This window comes from Bacillus sp. FSL H8-0492 (assembly GCF_038006145.1).
Classification (GTDB): Bacteria; Bacillota; Bacilli; order Bacillales; family Bacillaceae_G; genus Bacillus_A; species Bacillus_A mycoides.
The window spans coordinates 2,739,071-2,765,983 of the sequence record NZ_JBBOUP010000001.1; the positions used below are offsets into that span (position 1 = coordinate 2,739,071).

Annotated in this window: 20 protein-coding genes and 1 pseudogene; all 21 read right to left on the minus strand. The window is 31.9% G+C overall.

Features of this window, described 5'->3' with window-relative positions; all coding sequences use genetic code 11:
• Positions 1-191 precede the first annotated feature (191 nt).
• Positions 192-872: a lipoprotein BA_5634 family protein gene (locus MHH66_RS14115; protein ID WP_016101987.1), complete on the minus strand. Its 681-nt coding sequence runs from the start codon at positions 870-872 to the stop codon at positions 192-194.
• Between the two features lie 35 nt (positions 873-907).
• Positions 908-2,845 carry an FtsX-like permease family protein gene (locus tag MHH66_RS14120; RefSeq protein ID WP_078185899.1) on the minus strand — a complete coding sequence of 646 codons (1,938 nt, stop codon included), beginning with the start codon at positions 2,843-2,845 and terminating at the stop codon, positions 908-910.
• Positions 2,820-3,590, minus strand: coding sequence for an ABC transporter ATP-binding protein (locus MHH66_RS14125; RefSeq protein ID WP_002017024.1), 771 nt, complete (start codon positions 3,588-3,590; stop codon positions 2,820-2,822). Before MHH66_RS14125 ends, MHH66_RS14120 begins: the two co-directional genes overlap by 26 nt.
• Positions 3,591-3,718: 128 nt before the next feature.
• Positions 3,719-4,705 (minus strand): sensor histidine kinase, encoded by a 987-nt coding sequence (locus MHH66_RS14130; protein ID WP_063219781.1) that lies wholly within the window; start codon positions 4,703-4,705, stop codon positions 3,719-3,721.
• A 2-nt stretch (positions 4,706-4,707) separates the two neighbouring features.
• Entirely contained in the window at positions 4,708-5,412 is a 705-nt protein-coding gene (locus MHH66_RS14135) for a response regulator transcription factor (RefSeq protein WP_016120219.1), read from the minus strand.
• A gap of 483 nt (positions 5,413-5,895) precedes the next feature.
• Positions 5,896-7,869 carry a penicillin-binding transpeptidase domain-containing protein gene (locus MHH66_RS14140; protein WP_078185979.1) on the minus strand — a complete coding sequence of 658 codons (1,974 nt, stop codon included), beginning with the start codon at positions 7,867-7,869 and terminating at the stop codon, positions 5,896-5,898.
• 451 nt (positions 7,870-8,320) lie between these two features.
• On the minus strand, positions 8,321-8,914 hold the full coding sequence (locus tag MHH66_RS14145) for an SGNH/GDSL hydrolase family protein (RefSeq protein ID WP_033729156.1): 594 nt from the start codon (positions 8,912-8,914) through the stop codon (positions 8,321-8,323).
• Between the two features lie 169 nt (positions 8,915-9,083).
• Entirely contained in the window at positions 9,084-10,115 is a 1,032-nt protein-coding gene (locus MHH66_RS14150) for a VanZ family protein (protein WP_078185980.1), read from the minus strand.
• 162 nt (positions 10,116-10,277) lie between these two features.
• A pseudogene (locus MHH66_RS14155) lies at positions 10,278-10,409 on the minus strand (Fic family protein); the annotation flags it as partial.
• Positions 10,410-10,498: 89 nt separating this feature from the next.
• The gene (locus MHH66_RS14160) at positions 10,499-11,656 is read right to left on the minus strand and encodes an acyltransferase family protein (protein WP_078185981.1); all 1,158 of its coding nucleotides are present in this window, start codon (positions 11,654-11,656) and stop codon (positions 10,499-10,501) included.
• Positions 11,657-11,798: 142 nt separating this feature from the next.
• On the minus strand, positions 11,799-12,314 hold the full coding sequence (locus MHH66_RS14165) for a transglycosylase SLT domain-containing protein (protein WP_078185982.1): 516 nt from the start codon (positions 12,312-12,314) through the stop codon (positions 11,799-11,801).
• Positions 12,315-13,068: 754 nt separating this feature from the next.
• The gene (locus MHH66_RS14170) at positions 13,069-14,382 is read right to left on the minus strand and encodes a D-alanyl-D-alanine carboxypeptidase family protein (protein WP_078185983.1); all 1,314 of its coding nucleotides are present in this window, start codon (positions 14,380-14,382) and stop codon (positions 13,069-13,071) included.
• Between the two features lie 523 nt (positions 14,383-14,905).
• Positions 14,906-15,988, minus strand: a complete 1,083-nt coding sequence (locus MHH66_RS14175) for a sensor histidine kinase (RefSeq protein ID WP_016101995.1) — start codon at positions 15,986-15,988, stop codon at positions 14,906-14,908.
• Positions 15,985-16,671 (minus strand): response regulator transcription factor, encoded by a 687-nt coding sequence (locus MHH66_RS14180; RefSeq protein ID WP_002085507.1) that lies wholly within the window; start codon positions 16,669-16,671, stop codon positions 15,985-15,987. The genes MHH66_RS14175 and MHH66_RS14180 overlap by 4 nt, the downstream gene beginning before the upstream one ends.
• A gap of 347 nt (positions 16,672-17,018) precedes the next feature.
• Positions 17,019-18,185: a hypothetical protein gene (locus tag MHH66_RS14185; protein WP_340866915.1), complete on the minus strand. Its 1,167-nt coding sequence runs from the start codon at positions 18,183-18,185 to the stop codon at positions 17,019-17,021.
• Positions 18,186-18,723: 538 nt separating this feature from the next.
• Positions 18,724-20,571, minus strand: a complete 1,848-nt coding sequence (locus MHH66_RS14190) for an ABC transporter permease (protein WP_078185886.1) — start codon at positions 20,569-20,571, stop codon at positions 18,724-18,726.
• Positions 20,572-20,587: 16 nt separating this feature from the next.
• Positions 20,588-21,349, minus strand: a complete 762-nt coding sequence (locus tag MHH66_RS14195; RefSeq protein ID WP_002127436.1) for an ABC transporter ATP-binding protein — start codon at positions 21,347-21,349, stop codon at positions 20,588-20,590.
• Positions 21,350-22,036: 687 nt separating this feature from the next.
• The gene (locus tag MHH66_RS14200) at positions 22,037-22,189 is read right to left on the minus strand and encodes an ATP-binding cassette domain-containing protein (protein WP_002017044.1); all 153 of its coding nucleotides are present in this window, start codon (positions 22,187-22,189) and stop codon (positions 22,037-22,039) included.
• A 1,142-nt stretch (positions 22,190-23,331) separates the two neighbouring features.
• The gene (locus MHH66_RS14205; RefSeq protein WP_002127435.1) at positions 23,332-24,066 is read right to left on the minus strand and encodes a lipoprotein BA_5634 family protein; all 735 of its coding nucleotides are present in this window, start codon (positions 24,064-24,066) and stop codon (positions 23,332-23,334) included.
• 32 nt (positions 24,067-24,098) lie between these two features.
• Entirely contained in the window at positions 24,099-26,069 is a 1,971-nt protein-coding gene (locus MHH66_RS14210) for an FtsX-like permease family protein (RefSeq protein ID WP_063219375.1), read from the minus strand.
• On the minus strand, positions 26,044-26,814 hold the full coding sequence (locus tag MHH66_RS14215; RefSeq protein WP_002141793.1) for an ABC transporter ATP-binding protein: 771 nt from the start codon (positions 26,812-26,814) through the stop codon (positions 26,044-26,046). The genes MHH66_RS14210 and MHH66_RS14215 overlap by 26 nt, the downstream gene beginning before the upstream one ends.
• Between the last annotated feature and the right edge of the window lie 99 nt (positions 26,815-26,913).

Below are 26,913 nucleotides of genomic sequence, written 5' to 3' on the forward strand. Positions count from 1 at the left end.
ACTTATTTGAATAAACATAAAGCTGCCCTCACTTTTAATATGGTTTCAATATATAGACATGATACAAGTTTCATTTGTTCCATTGTTTATCTTTTTTTTCGATAGATGATATTTCTTAAAAAAATGTAATAAAAAAGACCAGGATAAATTCTTAAAATCATCCTGGTTTTTCTGTATTAAATATATTTTTATTATTTTTTTATAATAGAAACCGCATCTAATACATCCACTTGACTCCCCATAGTTTTAGTGAGTTTTTTCCATTCAGTTTCTGCTTGTACAGCCGTAACATCATCTGTGTTATATGGTCTATCTTCACCATACGATTTATTGAAATGAAGGATTTCCATTGATGTTTCATTTACAGGGATTTGATTGAAAGTCGCATTATCAACAATTACAATCAATTCCTCGTAATTTGGATTACGATAGTGACCAAACCAAGTATCACTAGCATACTGGACATCTATTTTCTTTTCATTAATTGTTAACTCCTTGATTTTTTTATTTTTCTTACTAGCTAGTAAGACAGCTTTACCTTTTGGAACTGAAGGTACTGACTTAATTGGGTCTGAACTCCATACTTCATCATCATTATCTGACTCTCTTAATACACCTAACCCAACCATTTTTTTCGCTGTTTTTTGATCCATCATTAATACTTGTTTACCATCAATTTCTGCTTGCTTCACTTTATACAAAGTGTTGGTCTTAATTTCACTTTTATGTTGATTTACTATTCCTTTTAATGATTGTTCTCCTCCAATTAATAAAGCGGCATTCCTTGGTTCTTCTTTCTTCCCAAAAGAACAAGCTCCTAACATAGAAATAGATACAATCCCTGCCACGCACACTTTCATTACTTTTTTCATTGCTTTTTCTCCTCTTTGCTTGTTTTATCAATACGCTACATAATTTTTTTATATAACCGTTGTAAATAACGCCAACGGACAGTGAAAAAGTACACACTTTGAATGAATATAAAGGCTAGTATAATTAAAATCGAAATCTTTAAAACTGAGTAGTCAATTAGCTGTTGCAAGGCTATAAAAGCGACCCCGCTATGAATAATCGCTATAATGATAGGCAAGAAGAACATTAGTATAAGCTGTCGTGTTACGATTTTCTTTAGTTCTTTTCTACTTAGACCGACCTTCGCAATCATTTCGTATTGTTGTTGTTCTCTTTCTAAATCTGCATATAGCCTGAAATATAATAGGCTGGCTGCAAACATAAAGAATACGATCCCTACTAATACACTGACAATAAGTAAAATACCGTTCTCTTGTTTCGAAGAAATCCATTCAGAATACAACGCTTTAAAATAATGATGTGCTTGCACCGAATTATGATTACCCATTGTTTCTTCTAATTTTTTTGTAACCACTCTGGATTTCTCCCAATTTTCCACGAAAAAACCATATTGACTTTTCATTACGTAAGAATCATCTTCCGTCTTTCTGTTAGGGATTTTATCGTACAGAGAATCCGAAACAACAATAATGGCTCCAATTGAATTTGGGAGAACTATATGTGGGACCGCCTTCTTGACCCGGAGGGACATTTCTAAGTTTTCCTGTACTACATCTATTTTCTCGGGTATATCTTTTCCTCTTGCATACTTTTCTTTTTGCGAAATGATTGAGGGTACTATAATCGCTTCTTGATCGTTATCCATCTTTTCCATTTCATATCCGAAAATTTTTGCAAACTTGTTATACTCTGATACTTTGATTAGCACTAAATTATTTTCCGTGAATTTAGGATTCGTAACCGCTACCTGATAAGAGAAATTTGAGCGAGTAAGTTGTTTTTTTATTTCTGTAATGTGCTCTTCTTCTTGTGCATTTTCTCCTAACGAAGTATAGGTAAATGCAAATGGGTTGGTCATTTCGGTTAATCCCTTATTTCCCATTGCTAGGCATGTACCAATCCCTGTGAAGGCCACAGCGGAAACAATCGCTAGCATAAAGAACATAGTTGCATTATCCTTCATACGATAGGCCAATTCAGATATAGTAAGAAGGTTTGTTTTATTAAAAAACAAAGTGTCTTTTTTCTTTAAGACACGTATTACATACACGCTCAACTGTGAAAATAGAAAATATGTCCCTATCACTACAAAGACTACCCCTCCAAGTAAGTAAGGCATAATGAAGTTTCTTTCTAGTACGAAATAGAACACACATCCATACCCTAATCCAATGAAGAATACGGAAAGAAATGCTAATGCTTTTGATGCCTTTGGCTCTGGTTTTGGCTTTTCCTCTGATTTCATCAAATCAATTAACTTGTTTGCTTTTACCATTTTAGAAGTAAACAACGAAATGACTAGAAACAGAATCAAAAATGCGCCAGTTGTCGTAAAGACAGCTTTTATAGGAACGTAAAAAGGAAGACCCTTATCAATCGCTAATATATTTTCACTTGCCAATAAATTGAGCTTTGAAAATATCAAACCAATTAAGATACCAAATGTAATTGAAGCGACTCCAATTAACATATTTTCTAAAAAAATTAATTTATTTAACTGCGCCGGTGTCATACCATGCATGATTAAAATTCCAAATTCTTTTTTTCTTGTTTTTAAAAAAGAACTCACCGAATATAAAAGAAAGAAGAATGAAAATACAAAAATGAGATATTGAGAGATTTGCATCCCCATTGTTCCTAAAAGGCTCATTGTTTTACTTGTGGAGGCTAGTTCTCCTTGTAAATCAGGATGAAAAAGTAAGAGTGAATATGTGAAAAAAACCATAACTGAAAATGAGCTACTTAGAAAGTGTGCAGCATAAGTCCGCTTACTTCGAATGATATTATTAAAAGCGAATCTTTGAAAAGTCATGCTTACGACCTCCTAGTAATGCAAGTACATCTATAATTTTTTGATAAAACATTTGTTGGTTTTCTCCGTTATAAATTTCGTTATATAATTTTCCATCTTTAATAAATACAACGCGATCACAAAAACTTGCAGCCACTGGATCGTGCGTAACAAGCATCATTGTTGCATCTTGTTCTTTATTTAATCGTTTTAATAACTCCATTACATCATTAGCCGCTTTTGAATCTAAGTTTCCTGTCGGCTCATCTGCAAGTAATAATTTAGGTTTATGAATTAGAGCACGTGCAATTGCTGTTCTTTGTGCTTGTCCGCCCGATATTTCATATGTTCGTTTATTTAATATATCTTGAATGCCTAATTTTTCTGCAATACCTTCTACACGCTGATTCATATCCTCAACTTTAGTACCATCTAACGTCAGAGGAAGAACAATATTTTCTTTTACAGTTAATGTTGTAAGAAGATTGAATGCTTGAAACACAAAACCTAATTCACGTCTTCGAAATAATGCCAGTTCATTTTGAGATAATTGATATGGATTTTCTCCATTAATCAATATTTCTCCTGATGTGGGAGAATCAATAGTAGAAACCATGTTCAACAAAGTAGTTTTTCCACTTCCTGATGGTCCCATTATTCCTACAAACTCCCCTTTTTTCACACTCAAATTAATGTCGGCGAGCGCTTCATAAGATACCTTTCCTGTATAGATTTTACTCAGTTCACAGACCTTTAATATTTCCATATCGTTTTGCTCCTTTTTATCTTTTAATAACCTAAGTTTATCTAAGCGTCCCTTCTTCTCATATCGATTAACCTTTCATATATCTAACAGGTCTGTAATATTTCTGAAAAGTCAAACTGAATACCGTTCTAACGATTTGCATAAGGGAAAATAATACAGATTGTTGTTCCTTTTCCTACTTCCGACTTTATTTCAATATCATGTTCCAATCTTTTTATAATATTTTTCACAAGATATAATCCCATCCCAGTAGATTCCTTAAATTTCCGACCGTTTATTCCCGTATAAAATGGGCGGAATACTCTCGGGAGGTCTTCTTTTGGGATTCCCACACCATGATCGTGTATTTCAAGGATTACTGAGCGCTCTTCTTCTAATGTAGTAATAGTAACGTTTTTTCTACTTCCTGCTGAATACTTAATGGCATTGGATATCACTTGATGAATAACAAACCGAAGCCACTTTCTATCGGTTTCTACCATAATAGTTTGTTTTACTTTTACTTCTGGATAAACATAGCTACGGATAAACAGACGTTTATTTTCACGGATTACTTCTTGAACGATTTCCTGTAACGAAACTCTTTCCACATAAAAATCTTGCTCAAACGTTTGTAATCGCGCCATATATAAGACCATTTCTAATCCGTACTGCATTTGATCTACTTCTTCCACAATACTTTCAAAAACCTCCCCATTCTCTTCTTGTGTGATCAGTTCAATAACTGATAGGGGCGTTTTCATCTGATGCACCCATTGATTAATAAATGTAAGGTGCTCTTTTTGTTTATATTCCCAAGTCTTTAACTGTTGATGATATTGACTGTATTGTGTCTTTAACACACGCTGAAGTGCTACTGATAATGGAGTGGAATCGAGTTCTTCTAAGTAGTCCTCTAATGTTTCAGAAGGGTTGGATAATTTGTTATAAAATCTACGATGGCTAAAGTAGCGATAAAGTAAAAACGCAATTAAAAAGCACCCTCCTAAAAACACACTATATAACGCAGTAGATAAGTGGTTATATCCATCCAGCCAATAAACAGTTAGAACGACAAATAGCTGAATGATTGAGAAACAGATGAAAGGGATATGTTCACGTAAAAATAAATTCATTATTATACCTCATCATTCTTCCAAGTTATTTTCAAACGATATCCAGCACCACGAACTGTTTCTAATGCATTTTTTATTCCGATTTCCTCTAATTTTTTTCGGACACGTGTAACATTTACACTTAACGTATTATCATCTACATACGTATAGTCATCCCAAAGCTTTTCTAAGATTTTCTCTCGACTAACAATACTAGGAGATTGTCGTAAGAGAGTTTCTAGTAAAGCAGTTTCTTTTTTTGACAGTATACACATGCTATCATTTAGCTTTAATTCCATTTTTTCTGGATAAAGTATTAAACCGGATTGCTGAACAACTCTTTCTTCCGCTTTCGGTGCGTATTCTCCGTAAATTCTTCGAAGATGACTTCGGATTTTTGCCATTACAACTTCATAATGAAACGGTTTAGTGATATAATCGTCTGCACCATGTTCAAGTGCCATAACTTGCTCCATCTCTCCACTACGTGCTGATATAAATATAATGGGACAAGTAGAGACCGTTCTAATTTGTCGGCACCAGTAGAAACCATCAAAACTCGGTAAATTTACATCTAATAAAACTAAATCAGGTTGAATTTTTTCAAAGTTAGCCAAAATATTTTCAAAATCCTCTGTAATATTCCCTTCATACCCGTACTTATTAATATGAGATTGAAGTAATTTAGAAATTTTTTGGTCATCTTCTACAATCATAATTTTATACATATATTAAGCTCCTTTTATTTATCTTTTCCGACAGAAGACTCCCTTCTCAGTGTCCGTAGGAATCTCCCTCTTCAAACATACCGCAAGGTCGTTAAGTGGGACTAATTAAAGTATATGTTTATTATCTGTAAGAATATAAAATATACTTTTATCTTTTAGTATAAAGAAATTCCTCTCTTACTTATATTGAATAACCTTACTTCAAACTAACAGATTTGTAATATTTCTGAAAATAAAGTTAAGTATAATAGCTCTTATTTTTAAAATTTCAATTATCTAATTTAACATTTAAAAATTTGTTGTTTTATAATTTTTAAATAAAAAATAATCGTATTTAATTGTGTAAAAAACACGTAATTAAATACGATTATTAAAATCATAAAATCTGCGTTTAGACATAAATTAACCGATTCCTAATATAATCTTGAATCGGTAAGGTTTGTATATTTACTAAAGAAGTAAATTTCACCTTCTAATTAAGTATTATTTCTGAAAAACATGTTTTATTTTTTCACCTGGAACGTTGCTCCCGCCTCTTCCTTTTACATCTTCAATCATCATGGTAACAATCATATTTGGCGCGCTTGCATCGAAAGCTGCAAACCATCCAAGTTCTTTACCCTCTGCTTCTTTCGATTCTTTCAGTTCTGCTGTACCTGTCTTACCAGCGAGAGTTACACCATCAACTTTAGCAATTCTCCCCGCGCCATCAGGGTCATTAATGACTTTTATTAATGCACTTTTTAATATCTCTTGATTCTTTTTAGAAACCACATTTTCTTTCCAATTCCCCGCTACTTTGGCTTCTTTTAAAAGATGAGGCGATGGAATATTCCCTTCATTCACAATCGGTGCATATGTTAATGCTAAATGAAGTGGTGTCATTAATACTTGTCCTTGTCCATATCCCGTATCTGCTAGTTGAATATCGTTTTTTATCCCATCTTTTGCAATTGTTGAAATAGGAAATTCGTATTCCATTGGTAGTTTTTCATGAAATCCGTATTTCTTAAATTCATTTACATACTGATCTTTCCCCATTTTCAAAGCTTGTTGAGCAAAATAAATATTATCAGAGTACTTCATTGCCTTATCAAAATCAATTGGACTAGCTTCCTTCACACGTGTTACATAATAATTTCCCCACGATGAATCTTTTGTCCATTTTAATCCTTGAATTTTAAATTCTTCTTTAGGATTTATTGTTTTCGTTTCCAAACCAATTGCACCTGTAATCGTTTTAAATACAGAACCTGGTACAAATGCTTGTGTGAAACGATTCGTCATTGGCAGTTTCGAGTCGTTATTCCATGCTTCTCGTTGGGCTTTTGATGCTCCTCTAACTATCGTATTTGGATTATAAGCAGGGCTACTTACAAGTGCAATTGTTTCACCCGTTTTAGGATTGATCGCTGCACTAGATCCTGCTTCATTTTTCATCTCATTAAAGATTTTTTCTTGAATTGCAGCATCAATTGTTAACGTAACATTTTTCCCTTCTTTTGCTTCTTTTTTTGCTACGTTTTTAATCTCTTTCCCGTTCTCATCTTCCATAAATACGCGTCCACCCTTTTCACCACGCAATTTATTCTCTAATACTTTCTCTAAACCTGTCTTACCCACTAAATCATCTGCTTGATAACCTTTTTTTTGAAGCGATTTTAACTCCTCTGCATTCACCTTTCCTATATATCCTGTTAAGTGTGCCGCTGCTTCTCCTAATGGATACGTACGAATATTTACTGGGCGAGATGAAACTCCTTCTAATTCAATATAATCATTCTGTCTGGTTCCCTCTTTTAAAATACCAATTGGTACAAAGGAATCTGGTTTTATCCATTTTGCTGCGAGCTTCTGATCGACCTCTTCTATAGAAATATCAAGTAATTGTGCTACTATTTCTTTCGTTTGCGCTGCCGTTTCACCTAGTTTCTCTGGAATAATTCCAACTTCAGACGCTTTACCATTCGTTGCAAGCCCTTTTCCATTTCGATCATATATTTCCCCGCGTTTTCCTTGCTCTATTTGCATACGTACTTTGTAATCTTTTTTCATACCTGGGAAAATGAAGTCTGGTGTCCAATCTATTTTCCAAGATTCCTTATCTTTATCTTTCACGAGTTTTGCTTCATGGATGAATGAAACTGTTCCTCCATCCGTATCCATATTAACTTCAAAAAGAAAAAATTCTTTATCTTTAGTATTCTCTCCTTTCGTTTTAATTTTTAAATTCTTAACTCCAATACCCTCATAAATTTTTTGATATTTCTCTGTGAACTCCTTTTTAGAAATCGTTTTTTTTGCATGTTCTGATAAATAATCATACATATTTGTAAATTTTTTATCATTCCATAAATTGATATATTCTTCAAATGCTTGTTTTGGCGGCTCATCTTTATTGCATCCTACCAACATAACTCCAAAACAAAAGAAAAGCAGCATCCATATTTTTTTCAATTCAATCTTCTCCCTTAATTAAAAATGATTATTCCTTTCTAAATATATGTTAAATAAAAAATGTTTTAACGCTTAATAGACAGTGTAAGTAATGAAATAGTTCCACATTTACAAAAAAATTAAATTTATGGTTAAGCTGCATTCAAAAAGGGAAGATTTTAAGATTCTTACAAACGACGAATATATTTAGCGAACGTTATCATTATTAGTGTTGTTTTAACAATTCATTTAAAATACCTTTTAGTTCATTTTCGCCAATTTCATCTTTTTTCTTTATAGATTATTGATACAAAAAAAGAATCCTTATACTAAGGATTCTGCAACAGAAAATAACAAAAATATAAACAATAAAAAGAATTACTTAAAGTATAATTTATAGGCTCTATATCCTTCTTTTTCGCACCAAAAACCCCTGTACAGCATGCGACAGGAGTTTAGGTCATTCTACAGCTTATTTAAAAGAGTCATGTACAGGCAAACTACTAAAAATCAATTCAGCAACTTTTACATATCCTTTTGAGTTTGGATGAATTAAATCCGTAGACCAAAGCGTATTGTCATTAACTAAATGATGATTCCAAAAGTCAACATGATGAAGCTTATACTCTCTACTCAGTGAAAGTATAACTTCATTTGCCTCTAATAATTGTTCTTTTAATACTTGTTTTTTTTCAGAAGGAAATGGAAGCCTAACAGTAAAATCTGGAAGGTTTGCTATAATAATATCAGCACCTGCTTTACTTAATGTATCTATCATAAATTCCATATCGTTCTTATATGCTTGATGATTCCAACGTCCTTTTAAAACATCGTTTGCACCTGCAATTAGACTAACCAAATCTGGATTAAAAGTTAATGCCTGTTCCAATTGCTGTGAGCGAATTTCTTTAGTTACTAACCCACGTTTTGCAAAATTAGCATATTTTAAATCATCTACACACAGTTGAACAAAATGATCTACCCAGCTTTTTAATGCTATTCCCTCAACTTCATCCCCTATCCCCTCTGTAAAACTATCACCAATCGCTACAAATCGCTTCCACATATATAGTCCCCCTTTTTTGTTATTCATATCTACACTATACAATAGCCCACAGCGTAATTGTTCTTCTTAAATGTTTTTCAATTTCAATTAAATTCCATAGGAGATTTTTCAAATGAGCAAGACAACTCGATTAAACTATTTCACATGAACAAAAACATGAAAATATACGTTATCTTCTCGCAGAAATAGGTTGAGACCAACTATCTTTCCCATTATCATTTAAGCGTACTTGAAAAACATATATAGGTTGAGAAAAGCCTTTTGTATCAGCGTAGTAATCTATATTATAATCTGTAATGACTAATGTATCACCTGCTTTGAAAGATATTATAGGATCAAAGTCTCCTTGTTTTAGTTTTTGAAATACTTCTTTTGGAGACAGAATTTCGACATCTCGAATATGTGATTTTTTTGTAACTGGCTCATTGTCATTAGGCATTTTTGTAATTTCCTCTTTGTAAACAGGCATTTTATTACCTTCGTCTTTTAACTCTATTGATGTTTTTATAGTGACATCAGTCATGTCTGTTTTTGTAATGGGATCTAAAGGCATATTCCCAAATTCCTTCATTTGATACGAAATCATTATTCCAAGTGCAACAAAACTTACTGTAATCGGAAGAAATAAATATTTGGTCATTTGTGTATCTGTTTCTTTTTTCTTCAACAATATAAGAACTATATTTAACATAGAATATCCTAGCATCATTCCTAAAGTATTATGAAGTAAATCAGCTAGTTCCATACTTCCACGTTGCATTATAAATTCAAGGATTTCAATCAATAAACTTGCTATAATTGAGCTGATTAACATCCATTTTGTTTTTTGAAAAACATTACTAAATAAAGGTAATAAAATTCCTAACGGAAAAAGCATACCTATATTCACAATGATATGGAAAAAAGAAGAAAATGAAAAGGTATTCCATGCTTTTTTATAAACACTAAGTACATCAAAGTCAATTGTTCTTGCAAAAGTTATATCATCTGGACGACCAAATGAAGTAGCTGATAATACAAGGGAATAATATCCTATTATCAATATAAACAATATAACTTGTTGTACGGTAAATCCCCCCCCTCCTTTACATACCTTTTTGTATACTACAAAGTAGCTAAAAACAAAAATGAGTAGTAACAAGAATGTGAGTTGTATTGTAGGAATTGCAAAGGTAACAAGTAGTTCGGAAATAAAATTCATTTTACACCTCTGTTTTTACGAATAAAATATTCAATAGTTTTGTATAACATTTTAGATATAGATAGCGATGTGTTGTTACCCCTAATAATTATTAATACAGAATTAAACCTGTATACATTGAGCATTTCTTCCTTCTGAAACCAGCTTTATTTGACCAAGCAGCTACAAGGAAACTAGCGTTTTACTAATTGTACTTTCGGCTATGTCTGGAAAAACGTTACGAAGATTCTCTTTAGTAAGAGGATTTTTGGAGTTAAGTATAAAATTAAAAATTTGTTCAATTTTAGTATATTTATATAGAATCCGTAATTGACCGATTCCTAATATACTTAAGAATCGGTAATATTCGTATATTTACTAAAGAAATAAAATCCCTTCAAGCATTACACTTTTTTCCGAAAATTTGTTGTTCTTTGTTTTGCCCAGTTGATACATTTCTTTTCAATTAAATGATACGAAACTATAGAAAGAAGTATTGTCATTGAAATACACAAAGCAAGAAGGAAAAAGATAGGTATCTTTGTATACAAAAGTTTAAATAGTACCATCATGATTGGAAAATGACACAAATAGATACTGTATGAAATTTCTCCTAAGTATACAAATACACTCTTATTTAAAAATGCTTTCACTTTTAGGTTACTCATGGCCATTATTATAAATATACTAACACCGATTACGACACCCCAATCTTTTAATAAGAAAGTAGTATCATTACGGGAAAAACCATAAATTAAAATGGAATATAAATATAGAATAACCCCTAATGCAATAAGAAATCCTTTATTAAATTTTTTCATATTCCTATATAAATAGATAAGCTTTTCCTGATGCTTAAAAATTAACATTCCAACCATAAACATCGATGTGAAATGCAGTGTATCGGCATAACCATTATAAAATCCCTCTGCTTTCCCTATATGCAACATATTAAGGAAAACACTAATTAAAGAAAAGCTCAAAGCAAATAGTATCGTTTTCTTCCAACTCAGTTTATAAAAAAGAAGGAATAACAAAGGAAACACAATAGATATACGCATTTCTTGAGCCAATGACCAGATAACTGGATTATAATTTTCCGTAAAAAAGTTATTAAGAAGCACAAAGTGGTTTATAATATCTATTTTTGTTATAGACCCTTGCCACCTATCATAGAACCAATCCCGTAGTCCAGCCACTTCATACGGCGAGAACAAAATAAATAAAGCAAAGGTAATGATTATCCAAAAATAATAAGGGATATAGATTCGTACAAATCGCTTAATTAAATATCCCCAATAATTTGTTTTTGAATGATAAAGTGCCATAGATAACACAAAACCACTTAGTACATAAAAAACGATTGCAGCTTCTCCACCCGCCCATAAAAACCTAAGCGGGGAAAATTTAATAGAATTAGGCAACGATGGTAGCATTAAACAAAAATGTCCAAATACCACTGTAAGTGCTGCTAACCCTCGCATGGAATCTAATTCTTTTATTCTCTTACTCATAAAATGTTCTCCTTGTAAATTGTAGATTTTGCTGTTAATAAAGGCCACTATACTATTGTAGTGGGAAAATTATACATACTGTTTCTTTAAATTCCTAATATAAGCAGTACAAAGTCAATCTATGTGTCTGTATAAGGGAACTTTCTTATTTAGGCATAAGTTATATAATAATAGAAAGAAAAAAGAAATTTCATTCTATAAAATCGTATTGTCGTTTAGAAAACATTTTAAAACTGTTTTCTAACCCCTCGTTATAGTCTGTCTGTTTATTTGTCCATTGAACACCCTTATTTCCAGGCCACCCTGAGGTATTAGCAACATGTTCTAATAGTTCTTGTCCTTTTAAATTTTGCTGTAAACCACGGTTATATGCATTTTTCATATTAGATATTGCAATTCGGGTATTCGTTTCTATATTTTTCAAATCTTCGTTCGTTAAATCTTTAGGTGCTAGTCCACCTCGATGGAGCTGAAACAGTCCAAATGATGTGCCCTGATCTCCGACTGCATTTTGATCAAACTTACTTTCATGGAATGCAATAGATAAAGGAATCCATGGTGGTATACCATGCTCTATTGATATTTGTTGAATCGTGTCTCTTACTTTAACTCGGTTAGTATGATGGTCATATGCGTATTTTGTAAGATATAGCCCTCCTGTTAAAACTAAAATAAATACTCCACTTTTTATTAATGTCCCTCGCATCGACGTCACCTCACTTGTCAGTATCAAAGATTGTCACTAGTAATCCTATCTTTTGGGGATATTAACTCGTAATCATGTATCATTTTGTTATTGTTTGTTTCATTAATTACCGATTTTCAGGTGAAATTATTAGGGGGTTCCCTCCATATAACATTCGCTTTTATCACTTTCGGTACAATTTACTTTTGTATGGGAGAGCGTTTTCTCTGTATGGTACCGTACTTTTTTCTCGAATACCTTGCTTTTTTATTCGATTGAAATTAAAGAATAACTATATACATAGGGATACACGCTATAAAGAGATACTTAAATTTCTTTAAAAAATTCATTTTCTGGCCTCCATTTCTTTATATAAATAATTTAAAACAAAATATTTAATAGAAAGAAAAGATTTTATTAAATTTTTATAAAAGTTAATAACAGAAATAAGTACCAGGTATCGATTTTAATTGTCACTTGATGGAATAATGAATGTTTTTTCATCATGTAACTTTATTAAACTAACCTTGCACCAGAACCCTTTGAATCGAACAATTCATAATAAACGCCATCCTTTCTGTATATTTCTACAAAAAGAATAGCGTTTTTTGATTATATGGATACAAATTTATCTTAGCTTGATTGCAATACCGAAAGTTCCGAAGAACCAGATTTGAGAATTAATGCAATCTTCCATTCCAAGCCATCCACATAAGAATCTATAATACTTTGAAACCTTTTATTTCAGGCTAATATTTAGTTTTATCCTACAAAGTTAGCCTTTTACTATATCAACCGCACTATTCCACATACCGCTAAAGAAAGATCCTATTTCGCGCATAAAACGTGTAAACCAATTTGCTTGTTCTACTTCAGATTTTGTTACAAGGTCTACTTGTAATGATTTACCTGATAAAAATCCAGGATCTGTACTATCTTTAGGTGATATAGTCATTTTACTAATTGTTACACCTTTTTTAATAGGCGCTTCTTGTTCTTTATTCGATACTTTAAATTCTTTTTTATAAACGTCTTTGTTGCCCTTTGGCATTGGAAGTGAAACAGCTTGCTTCGTTTGAACAACTATATCTTTGTCCTTTGCATTTGCTACTCGCACTGTTTCATGACCTTTTACTACTGAATCTTTTCCATAGACCTTCTTCACTTCAAAATTTGCAAATCCATAATCATATAATTTCTTTGTTTCATCAAAACGTGCTGTATGAGAGTTTGCTTTTATAACTACAGAGATTAGACGCATACCGTTTTTTTCTACTGTACCAGTAAAACAATCTCCGGCTTCTGGAGTAGTTCCTGTTTTTAACCCATCTACACCTTCGTATTGCTTAATTAAGCCTTTTAACATCCAGTTAAAGTTCGTCATATCAATCGGATACTTGCCACCCTTTTGGAATGTTTTTTTAGGGATTTTTGCTGTATCTAATATTTTCGGGAAATCTTGAATAAGACGTTGTGCTAAAATCGCACAATCTCTTGCGGACATTTTATTTTTCTCGTCTGGAGTTGTCCCTTCTGGGTGATGTCCTTTTAAATCATGGTTTGTTAAACCTGTAGAGTTTACAAATTTATAATTTTTCATTCCAAACTCTTTTGATTTATCGTTCATCATTTTCACGAAATTGACTTCTTTTCCAGCAATCTCTTCAGCTAAAGCAATTGTTGCACCGTTTGCAGAGTAGATTACCATTGCCTCATATAACTCTTTGACCGTATAAGAGCCACCATTTTCTAATGGAACGTTTGATAATGAGCGATCTTGCGAAATCTTATATGCATATTCAGAAATTTTAACTTTTTGATCCCATTTAAGTTTTCCTTTATCCACCGCTTCATGAACTAAGTATTCACTCATCATTTTTGTCATACTAGCAATTGCTAATGATTCATCTGCATTTTTTTGATATAAAATTTTCCCAGAATTTGCTTCTACTAAAATTGCTGATCCTGCTTCTACGTCTATAGCAGGAACTGTTTCCGCTGATGCTCTTCCAAATGTAACGGCCATGCTACAAAATAGTGTAAGCACTGTTACTATTGTAATAAATCTCTTGCAAAACATACTTTTCACTTCTGTTACCTCCAATATCTTTGTACTCAAAAAAACGTTATTTTAACATAATCCTCCAAAAAATAGACAGCGTTATCAAATTCTATATACATATAAGACATTAGAACCAATTTCATATAGACCATCTCATCCCACCCTTTTAGGCACACTGACACTTAGTGTTCCCACACATATCCCTCTTTTTAATACCTTTGTATTTTTCGAAATGATCTGTACTTTCATATCTTTTAGGATTACACTTAATAGACAATCCAAGTAATACATTTGTTCCACATTTATAAAAAAATAAAACCAGTGTGCCCCGGTTGAATACCAAAACACACTGGTTGCTAAATTTACTATCATCTCTTACATTATTCATATCAATGAACTTCCCCTTTATTCGATTAATCACTTTATAATAATAAATCAAATTAACTTATCAGTATCATGTCTACTATGAATGGCCTACTTGAATTATTAACTTAAGAAGTTTCTTAAGTTTAAAAAAAAGCTTATGGAACCTTTCATTCCATAAGCCATTCTATTTAATTGGATGTTCAACAATAAAGGACATCCAGCCTACTTTATATTCTGCATGTATATTACCATTATGAAGTTCAACAATTCTTTTTGAGATAGCGAGTCCCAGCCCATTTCCTTGATCATCTTTTCTTGCCTTATCACCCCTGAAAAACCTTTCAAATAATTTATTAGGATCGCTAACAGGCGGCTTCTCGACTTTATTTGATACTTTCAAAATTGCTTTGTTACCTATTAGTTCAAGACATATTGATAATTCGGATGGTTTCATGCTGTACTTTATCGCATTCATAAACAGATTTTCATAAACACGTACCATTTTTTCTACATCCATGAAAATAGGTATTGTTTCTTCCGTTATTGATTTTTGAACACTTAAACCTGCCTTTTCAAATATAGGAATATATTCTCCAACTATTTGCTCCAACAAGCCTGATAAATCAACTTCGTTAATGTTTAACTTAGCATCGATGTCTGATAAACGGGTGTACTCAAATAGTTCATCAATTAGATATTTCAATCTCTGTGATTTTAAATAAGTGGTTTCGAGATACTCCTGTAATTGTGCTTTACTGTCGTATTGCCCTCTTTTTAATAAATCTACATAGCCGATAATAGATGTCAACGGTGTGCGTAAGTCATGAGATACGTTGGTTATGAGTTCATTTTTTGTACGTTCCAATTGTCTTTCCTGTTCAAATGTATTCTCCAATTCCTTGGACATATAATTAATATTTTGAGCAAGATGAGTCAATTCATCCTTTCCCTCAATCCCAATTGTCAAACCCAGCTTTCCATTGGCAATATCATTAACACTATCAGAAATGAGCTTTAAATATATTATTTTCTTTCGAACCAATATCAAAAAAATGATTATAAAAGTAAAGATTGCTAACGCGAATATAAGAAATGTAAGCATATTATTTTCAAATGTACTAAGATCATCAAGATAGTGATTTAGATTTAATGGTATTATGACATATAGAAAAGTGAGGATTGTTAAACCAAACGAAACAAAAAAACTAACTGCAACAGCACCAAGAAGTTTTATAATGATCTTATTTCTAAAACTAACCTTCTTCATATTTTGTACCCAATTCCCCAAACAGTTTTAATATAAATTGGATGTTTAGAATCCTCTTCAATTTTGTCTCTTATTTTTGTAATATGCACCATGACAGTATTATCCGATTTATAAAAAGCATCTTTCCAAACTGCTTCATATATTTTTGCAACACTGAGAACAATTCCTTTGTTACGAGCAAGTAGTTTGAGTATATCGAACTCTTTTGGAGTTAGCCTTACTTCCGTTCCTCTTACCCATACTTGACGTGTATCTGTATTCACGGTTAAATCACCAATTTCTAAGATGCTTTTATTATTATCTGTATGCGTATTGTATTTTTTAAACCTTCTTAATTGGGATTTTACTCTAGCGATTAACTCCAACGGGTTAAACGGTTTTGATAAATAATCATCGGCACCAGACGCTAGCCCCTGAATTTTGTCTATATCCTCTGATTTTGCAGATAGCATGATAATAGGCATATTTCGTTCTTCCCTAATTTTCATACATGCTTCAATACCATCCATATTAGGCATCATAATATCCAAAATAATAAGATCGAACTTCTTTTCTTCTAACAATTTTAAAGCTTCAATAGCATCTTCTGCCTTTTGAGTTTTCAGACCTTCATTTTCCAAATAAACAGAGATAAGATTTCTAATCTCTTTATCATCATCAACAATAAGAATTTTTGACTCCATCATATTCCTCCACATTTTTCTCGTATTGAACAACTAAAGGCAAAAGCAGGTGGTACATTTCTATCCTCTCTTTAGTATATACTTGCAATTGAAAGCGCCAAAATAACATAATCGGTATAAAAGATAATGTATTAAATATTGTTCAAAATTTTCTTTAGATCCATTTACAATTAATAAGTTTTCTTCTTCATTAAATTTAGCTTTTAATAAAAAACAATTGTTTTGAGATTCCTTCTTTTAATTAAATTTTTTTGATTACACCGGTAGTGTATATAACTTATAAAATGAAAAAAGAATCCTCTTCAATACGCTCTTTAAAGGAAATTCTTTTTCAAATCTTATTTTCTTTACTCGTTACTTATTTTCACCAGTTTTTCTCCTTGTTCTAAAAGTGTTTCATAGTCATTGTTCTCTTTAATTTCTTTGATTTTATTTTCAATTGTGGGCGTATTATTTATATTAAAGTACGTATTTAATACTTCATATGGTGTCTTTCCTTGTTTGGTTGCACTATCTTCAATAGCTTCTTTCCATGGAATATTTGCTTTGTCCATGCTTAATTCAAGGGCTGAACCAGTCTCATATCTCATATTCCGCTCTAAAAACCTTGGAGATTCTGCCTGTCCATTAGCAACGAAGTTGAACGCCTCCATAAAAGTAACATGATATGGCTTCTGTTTCTTTGCAAGTACCATAAGATTTCCACCAGTTAACTTACTATAACGATACTCTAAGTATCGTGCTGAACCTTCTATTGCTTCAGTTTTTGTTTCTCCAATTAATTGAGGCCATTTTTTATAGCGATAGTTACGTACAATTGTCCAATCATATAATGCCTGATTAATACTTTCTGAGTTCGTATCAATCATTGCTTTATCTAATAGCTTAAATTCTAATCCCATTAGCGCGTAATTTTCTTTATTAATCGGATATTCGTGAATAGACTCTCCATCATTTGCATCATATGTCCAATCTTTTTGTTTATAAGCATGAAAAGCTTCATGTAATAAGAAAGACGAAAAATCAAAATATAAATCTGGATTACTAAACATTTTAGGATAATATTTCAAATAAAACACATCCATATCGTTAATATTTATTATCCCAAAGTTCCAAGGAATCCAGGTAGAAATAGTTCTAAAATCAAAACGAGTTAAGCGATAGATTTTAGGTAGATGCAGAGAATTTGAGACTTTTATTTCCTTTGCAAAAATACTATTTTCTAATCCCGGTACATTAACTGCATAAGCTTCTTGTCTAAAGAATCCCCCGTCTTTATTACTACGTATCAGAACCAATGGCATTTTTTCGAAGCGATAATCTTCATTCCAAAGTTTATCACTCGATTCTTCGAAGCTCTTATAAATAGTAGCTAATTCTTTTAACATGTTTTGATCCGTGTTATCTAAAGACTTAAACTCTGTATGATATGTTTTATTTAAAATTATGCTTCCCAACATAATTCCTATAAATATTACTAATAAGATTAAAATTACCTTTAAAAATTTTTTCAACATACACTCCTTTTCTAAAACGATAATCCTTATGATGAATAAGGTTTACAAGTTTTATGTTTATTAACACTCTATTGGTGCAGACCCAATTTTAAATAATAGCTATAATAAATACAATGAATACAAGATATTATTTTGATAATTATTCCATCCTATCAAAATTTTGATTATAGTTAACAATTAATATTGGATGATTATTCAATTTTATTGTAATGGGATAGTGCAAGAGTTCCTACAAATGAGGTTAAAGTAGTACTCAATGTAGGAACGATGCTATCTTGCCTCTTCATTTCCCTTCATTATTAAGATATAGAAAGAATAGTATTTTTCTCTTTTAATTGCTCATACATAACTTCTTATAAGTTATACATGAAATGCGACCCCTACTTGTATTTACTTTTCTTCTAACACTTTCTGCCGCTCATTGCTGCATATTTGTATCTCAAATTCACTTTCTATTTTGCTTACATAGTATTTTTTCATTTCAACATAACGGGGGCCCATTCTGTCAATACTTAGTATACATAATATTATTACATTAATCTTCTTTCGGAAGTACAATTCTTTTATACAATTGAACTGTAATCAAGTAGTAAATCGAGTAAATCACTATGAAAATAACAATTGGTAACCAAATCCGAAAATACGGATCAATTAAAAGAGGGCCAAACATGTTCATACCAACTAATATGTGAACAATACCCACAATTGCTGGGACTAAAAATACGAAGAATAACTCCTTATAAATCGATTGTATTAATAACTCCCGGCGAACACCGATTTTACGAAGCATTTGATAACGTGTATTATCTTTGGATGCACCAGATAGAATTTTAAACATTAAGCAACTCGCCATCATTGCTAAGAACGCAATTCCAACGAAGAAACCCATAAACATTAGTCCGCTGGCAAAACCATGATTCATATTATATGTTTGATACTTACTATCCAGTTCTTCCGCTTTCACATTTTTATATTTCGCTACCTGTAATTCATCAAGTTTTTTCCATTCTTTTATGTATGATCCAAAATCATCTGTCTTCCCAATAAACACCGTATTTTTTGTACCTTTCATACTATCGTATATGTTTTGATCGACAATTTTCACTTCATGATCAGGATACATATACATTGGCTGGATTGTTTGGAAAGCGTCGCTCCATTGTTTTGGTTTCCCATCATCTTTACCCCATTGTCTTGACAATGCAAATGCATCCATGGGAATTTTCTCTGAAACTTTCAGCGTCTTCCCATTTTTTCTATCTTTTACTAAAGGACGATTTTTCTCTAAATCTTCTTTTATATAATAAACATACTTATCATCTACTTTGTAGCGATATTCAAGATTCTCTTGGAATAAGATACCACTCAAAATGTCCTTTTCTTCCGCTGTTGGATTATGAACTACCGAATCGTAAATTGTTCCTTTATCAGTCTGCTTTAGAACGTCGTTTTTAAATGCCAGACCACACGCAATTCCACCAGCGCCAAGAGCCACTAGAATTGCTACCGTTGCAAGCACATTTGTTAGGCCATTAATACGGAAGTTTAATTGAGCAAAAGTAAAAGCATTAAGCCCTTTTTCACTACGTTTTTTATTACTCTTTAACTTTCTAATCATAACTGGGAGAAGTGATCCAAATAACATGTAAGTACTAACTGTTGCTGTGATTAATCCAAGAGCCATTAATTTAGGAACGGTTCCTAGATCTTTTTCATGTGGTATATAGATCAGTGATGCATAACCAATACCTAGCAAAATCAGACCAAGGAATGCAACTACAGCTGCCATTTTTCCTTTTACCGCGACATGCTCTGTTTGTGCATCTGCATGTACAAGTTGTAATACAGAAATACGTGATAATTTAATACTATTCATACTTGCTGATAGTACAAATAATGCAAAGAAGAAGATGCAAGTAACAACCATAGATGGAATGTACAAAGCTTTGTAACCTTCTCCAGTTAACTCCAATTGTTTCATTAATAACCGACCGATACCCTCTGCAAGTCCTACACCAACTACAATTCCGATTACAAGAGATGCGGCACCTAATACGATTGTTTCGATAAACATAAGTAAGGTAACTTTATGCTTTTTTGCTCCTAACATCATGTACATGCCAAACTCTTTTTGGCGAAGAGATAATAAGAAAGAGTTTGCATATAAAATATAAAAAAATGTTACAATTGCTAATAAAAAGGAACCAATGTGGAATATATATACAATAGGACCCACATGTGCATTAGATTCAAGGAACCCTTTATTTAGTGCTAGCGTTTGAAACATATAGAAAATTGAAATAGATACAATAAGACCAACAAGTAAGACAATATAATCTTGTAACTTACTTTTTAACCCTGACATGGAAAGTTTAAATAACATGCCCAAACCCCTTTTCTTACGCTTTTTGTGTGCCTAAATCTGCAAGTACGTCTAAAATTTCTTTGTAAAACTCTTCACGTGTACCATTACGGTGAATTTCTTTATATAACTCACCATCTTGAATGAATAAAATACGCTGACAGTAACTTGCACTGTATGGATCATGCGTAACCATCATAATCGATACGCCTTGTTCTTTATTTAAATTTGTCATCGCATTAAGTAAACTAGTTGCATTTTTAGAATCAAGAGCTCCTGTTGGCTCGTCCCCTAAAATAATTGCAGGCTCATGCACTAACGCACGTGCTGCTGCTGAACGCTGTTTCTGTCCACCAGATACTTCAGATGGGTACTTTTGAAGTATTGTTACAATCCCTAACATATCAGCTACCTTTTCTACTTTCGGCCCAATTTTTCGTGATGGGACACCTTGAAGGGATAATGGAAGTGCAATGTTTTCGTAAATAGATAAATTCTCTAATAAATTAAAGTCTTGGAAAATGAATCCTAACTTTTGCGAACGGAAATCAGAAAGCTCACCTTGCTTCATTTTCGTAATATCCGTTCCTGCAATTTCAATAACGCCACCCGTCGCTTTATCAAGAGTCGAAATTACATTTAATAATGTTGTTTTGCCAGAACCAGATGGCCCCATAATTCCTACAAACTCCCCCTCTTGAATCGAGAATGAAACACCTTTTAATGCGTGTGATTGATTCTCACCTTTTTTACCGTACACTTTTTGAATGTTTTTTACGTCTACAACTGGTTTTATCATATATATCCTCCTACGTTTGTATGATTGATAAGCTACTGTTTGAGTTGTTTCTTTTTCGTTTCCACTTGCAATGCTTCATCTGTAAAAGTATTAAACTTGTCCACCACCAATACACATCCTTTTATTTTTCAAAATAATAAGTCCTTTCATACTTTTGTAATACATAAAAATAGGTATCAAACGGGATTTATTGTATTTAATTTGAATATCCATTTTTAGTAATACATGTAATAGACAATCTAAGTAATAAATATGTTCCCCTTTAAGATAAGAAAGCACTAGGTGTTTTGTTAAGAAAACACAATGAATTGCAAATAAAAACTATACAGAAATCTAACTCCTTATAGTAAATTGCACATAAAAAATCCCTTTTCGCCATCTCACAAAAAAAGAATCATTGCTGCATCCTTTATAAACTTTATAATGGCCGGCTCATGCACAAGTGCACATACTGCTGAACGCTGTTTTGTCCACCAGATACTTCAAATGGATACTTTTGAAGTATTGCTAAAATTCCTAACATATCAGCTACCTTTTCTACTTTCGGCCCAATATTTCGTGATGGAACACCTTTAAGGGAAAGTGGAAGTACAATGTTTTCGTAAATAGATAAATTCTCTAATAAATTAAAGTCTTAGAAAATGAATCCTAACTTTTACGTACGGAAATCTGAAAGCTCACCTTGCTTCATTTTCGTAATATCCGTTCCTCCAATTTTAATAACGCTGCTTTATCAAGTGTCGAAATTACATTTAATATTGTTGTTTTACCAGAACCAGATGGCCCCATAATCCTTACAAACTCGCCCTCTTGAATTGAGAATGATACAACTTTTAACACATGTGATTGATTCTCACCTTATTTACCGTACACTTTTTGAATGTTTTTTACATCTACAACTGGTTTTATCATATATATCCTCCTACGTTTGTTTTTTCATTATCCGTTTTACATTTCTTTAAAATAAACTGCTATTTAATTAATTTTGCATTTACCTTATGTAATAAAATGAACTTTTACATTAAAATCAGTTTCCTGGGTCTCCTCCATGTTAGAATATAAAATATTATTCAAATTATTTTAGTCCCATAAGCTAAAAACACCCTTGTACACTTAGAAATTTACGGTTTTAGAATGAAGAAACAATTTTGTGTAATCATTTGAATTATAAATAAAACATATTAAGAACTACTGATTATATTTCTTAATTTTTCTTAAGATAATCTATAAAAACCAAACCATAATGGGGAGATTATTTCATAATTGATTCTAGTACAAATAATAAAAAACAAAATTAGATATTGATTCCTATTGGAATCAACTCTAAAGCAGTTATTCCATGCCAATCACCTGATATGTAGATCGAGACATACATTCTGCTTTTTAAATTGCAATATAGAAGGTGTAATAAAAAAACATATTGCAGGAATAGAGGGAAATACGTAGTTTACAAAGGATATTTTCATTAAGTGAGCATATATGGCGCTCTCTAAAAGTATAAAATCTAATTCATAATAAAAGTAAGTCTATAACATATTTTTACACGTATCTCGCTTGTCCCCAAATTAAATCCGTATCCATTGAGCGTTTCGAATATCGTGTATTATAAATTTTTTTGATTGAATATAAAATTTTGAATTCGTTCTATTTTGATATATTTAGATACTCTTTAAAATTTCGTTTTATATTCCGATGAACAATATTAAATAATATTATTTGTTATACCAACAGAAATATTAAACACCACATCCATGATCTGTTGGAAAAATTATTTGTGAGATACATCTTAACGATGTAATTCCGTATAAAGTAGTAAATCATAAAAAGTTATTTGCTAGAATAATTCTATTGCAAAATTTAAAATTAAGTAAAACGAATTTCATTTCAGCTCCAAGGTAAATAAGCACCTTCTATATTTTTTAATATTACAAAATATCAATAAATATAGAAGGTGCTGGTTCTATCCATATAGACGTAATTTTTTACTTTTCTGTAATATTTACAAAATTGACGGCTCTCTTGTCCTCAGTGCCTAAAGCCGTATTCACTTTATCTATTTCCTTTCTTAATTCGGGTGCTTTCCCTTGATTGACTAAATTAAGATTCCCAAAAGATTTATTAAAAGATAGAAATTGTCTTGTTTTTTCTTTCCCATTTATTTCTTTAAATAATGTATCATCTACAATTAATAGGATCACGTTGGATCCACCACGATATGGAGATAGCCATACATCCCCTTTATATTGAACATTCATTTTTTTCTCATCAAATGTTAGTTCTTTCAAGTCTTTATATTCTTTATTTGCAAATAAAATAATTTCATCTTTTTTTATTTTGTGTAAAGAATCCAGAGGAATTGAAGATGTGAGTCCACTATTATTATCTCTCTCACGTATAAGCCCTTTTTTATTCATTTTTTCAGCAGTTGTTTTACTTATAAATAGCACTTCACTATTATTAGAATCCCCAAAATCCGCTGGGAGCTTTATGTTGTGTTTTTTATTTTCTATGGTCCCTTTTTTTATTGCATATAAGTCTTTTGATATAGTTATATCTTTGTATAAATCTATTATAGAATTTCTAGTTTGTTCGTCTATCTCGCCAACCTCTATTGCAAGTCCATTTGCTGGAGAATCTTTTGCACCAAATAATGAACATGCTCCTAACATGGTAATAGAAATACCTGCTACTATTAATAATCTTAGTCTTTTTTTCAACCTATATTCTCCTTCTTTTAATTATTTTTGAATTAAAAAATCGTTTTATACATTTTTTTCAAGTATTGAGAACGAACAAAGTAAAAGTATATAATTTGCAAAACTAAGAAACAAATTAATACCATAACTGAACTACCCAAGACTGAAAAATTGGCTAACTTTTGTAAGGCCATAAAAGCAACCGTACTATGTGTAATCGCTATTGAAATTGGTAAAAAGAATAACAATGTAAGTTGACGTGACACAACTTTCTTTAATTCCGGTTTGCTTAAACCGACCTTTGCTATCATTTTATATTGCTGCTGATTTCGTTCTAAGTCTGTGTATAACCGGAAATATAAAAAGCTTGCGGCAAACGTAAAGAAAACAATGCCTATTAATACACTCATGATAGATGCAAGTCCAAACCCTTGCCTCATCTCTATCCATGTAAGAATTAAAGCCGAAAATGTATATTTTTCGCTGTCTACTATATGCTCATTTATACCTTTATTATCCTTCTGAAAAGCAGCTACAATATTTTCCGCAACTTTTTTTGTTTTCTCCCAATCTTTCACAATAAAACCATTAATAGTGTTTTCAAAATAGTAATTCTCTGGATCCGGTATCATTTGATTATATACAGCGTCTGGTACAATAATTATCGTTACTCTTGTATCTTGTAATTCTTTCGGAGTAAGTATTTTATTTACATGCATATCTTTTTTTATATCTCTATACAACAATTGAAAGTTATTTTGATTAGATTTTGTATTAGCAACTTTTCTTGAAGGTATGACAACACTATCATTTCCATCTTTTAAGCTTTCTTTTTCAAAACCAAATGCCTTAGCTAACTTATTATAATCACTTAATTTTATAACGGTTGATAATAAATTACTGTTATAGAGAGTATCTCGAATTTGTTTTATTGAATAAGTCACCTGTTTGAAATTAAACTCACCATCATGGAGTTCGCTTTCTATTTTTTTTAAATGTTCTTTTTCTAAATGGTTATTATTATAAGACTGATAAGAAAATGCAAAAGGACTTTCCGATTCAGCCATGGATGAGTTGCCTAATCCCATACAAGTCCCCACTGCAGTGAAGGCAACGGTAGAAATAATAGTGACCATAAAAAACATTTTTGCATTATCTTTTAATTGATACACTAAATCTGAGATGGTTAGTATGTTTGTTTTCTTAAAGAAAATATTTTCCCTTTTCTTTAATGCACGTAACACATACACACTGAGCTGGGTAAATAAGAAGTACGTTCCAAGTACAACAAAGCTCACCCCTGCCCCCATCATGAATAATACATAATTCGAACCCTTGTACTGAATTGCGTTAATACTATGGAAAACAGCCGTATATCCTAATCCAATACTAATAAGTGCGAATAAAGATAGCCAAAAGGATGCTTTTGGTTCAGGCTTTGGCTTTTCCTCTGCTTTTATTAATTCTACTAATTGCTCTACATTTACTAGTCGAGTAGTGAAAAGTGAAATAAATAAAAATAGTAAGAAGAAAGCTCCAAATGTTATTCCAATTGCTTTAAAGGGCATGTAAAATGGGAGTCCTTTATCAATTATTAACAGATTGTTGCTCATAATTAAGATAAACTTAGAGAACGCCATTCCAATTGTAATTCCTGTTAAAATAGAAGCGATACCAATTATTATATTTTCAATAAATACTAATTTATTCAACTGTGAACGTGACATCCCATGTAGCATTAGAATTCCAAAATCTTTTTTTCTTGTTTTTAAAAATGCACTTACAGAATATAGGATAAAGAAGAATGAAAAGAAAAATATTAACCCCTGCGATATCTGTAGTCCTGACTTTGCAACTGTATTGATTGTTACACTGGTAGCAAGATCGCCTTGTAAATTAGGATGAAATGCAAGTAATGCATAAGTAAAGAAAATCATAATAGCAAACGTACTACTTAAAAAATGAGCCAAATATGTTCGTTTACTTCGAATGACGTTATTAAACGCGAACTGTCGAAAAGTCATTTGCATTTCCTCCTAACAATGCTAAAACCTCTAGAATTTTTTGATAGAATACTTTGCGATTATCTCCACAATAAATCTCATTGTATAACTGTCCATCTTTGATAAACACAATTCGATCACAATAACTTGCAGCCATTGCATCATGTGTCACTAACATCATCGTTGTGCTATTTTCTTTATTAAGCCTTGTCAATAGTTCCATCACATCACGCGCTGATTTTGAATCCAGATTTCCTGTAGGTTCATCTGCAAGTAATAATTTTGGATTATGAATAGTAGCACGCGCGATTGCGGTTCTTTGTGCTTGTCCCCCAGAAATTTCATACGTACGTTTATCTAATATTTCAGTTATCCCAAGTTTTTCAGCAATAGCTTCCACTTTCCTTTCCATTTCTCTAGGATTTACACCATCAAGCGTAAGTGGAAGAACAATATTTTCTTTCACTGTCAATGTATTAAGGAGATTAAATGATTGAAAAACAAACCCTAATTCACGTCTCCGAAATAAAGACAACTGATCTGGAGATAACAGATATGGATTTTCTCCATGAATTACTACTTCTCCTGATGTTGGAGCATCTATAGTAGACACCATATTTAATAGCGTTGTTTTACCACTCCCAGATGGCCCCATAATTCCTACAAATTCACCTTTGTTTATTTTTAAATCAATATGGGATAATGCTGTATATGAAATTTTCCCAGGATAAACTTTCCCTAAATCTGAAACATGTAGTATCTCCACAAGTATTTCACCTTCCATTTCTCTTTTCGATACATGAAGTGTAACCTATATATAGTATGTCTCATATCGATTTCCCTAACATTTATCTAACAAGTTTGT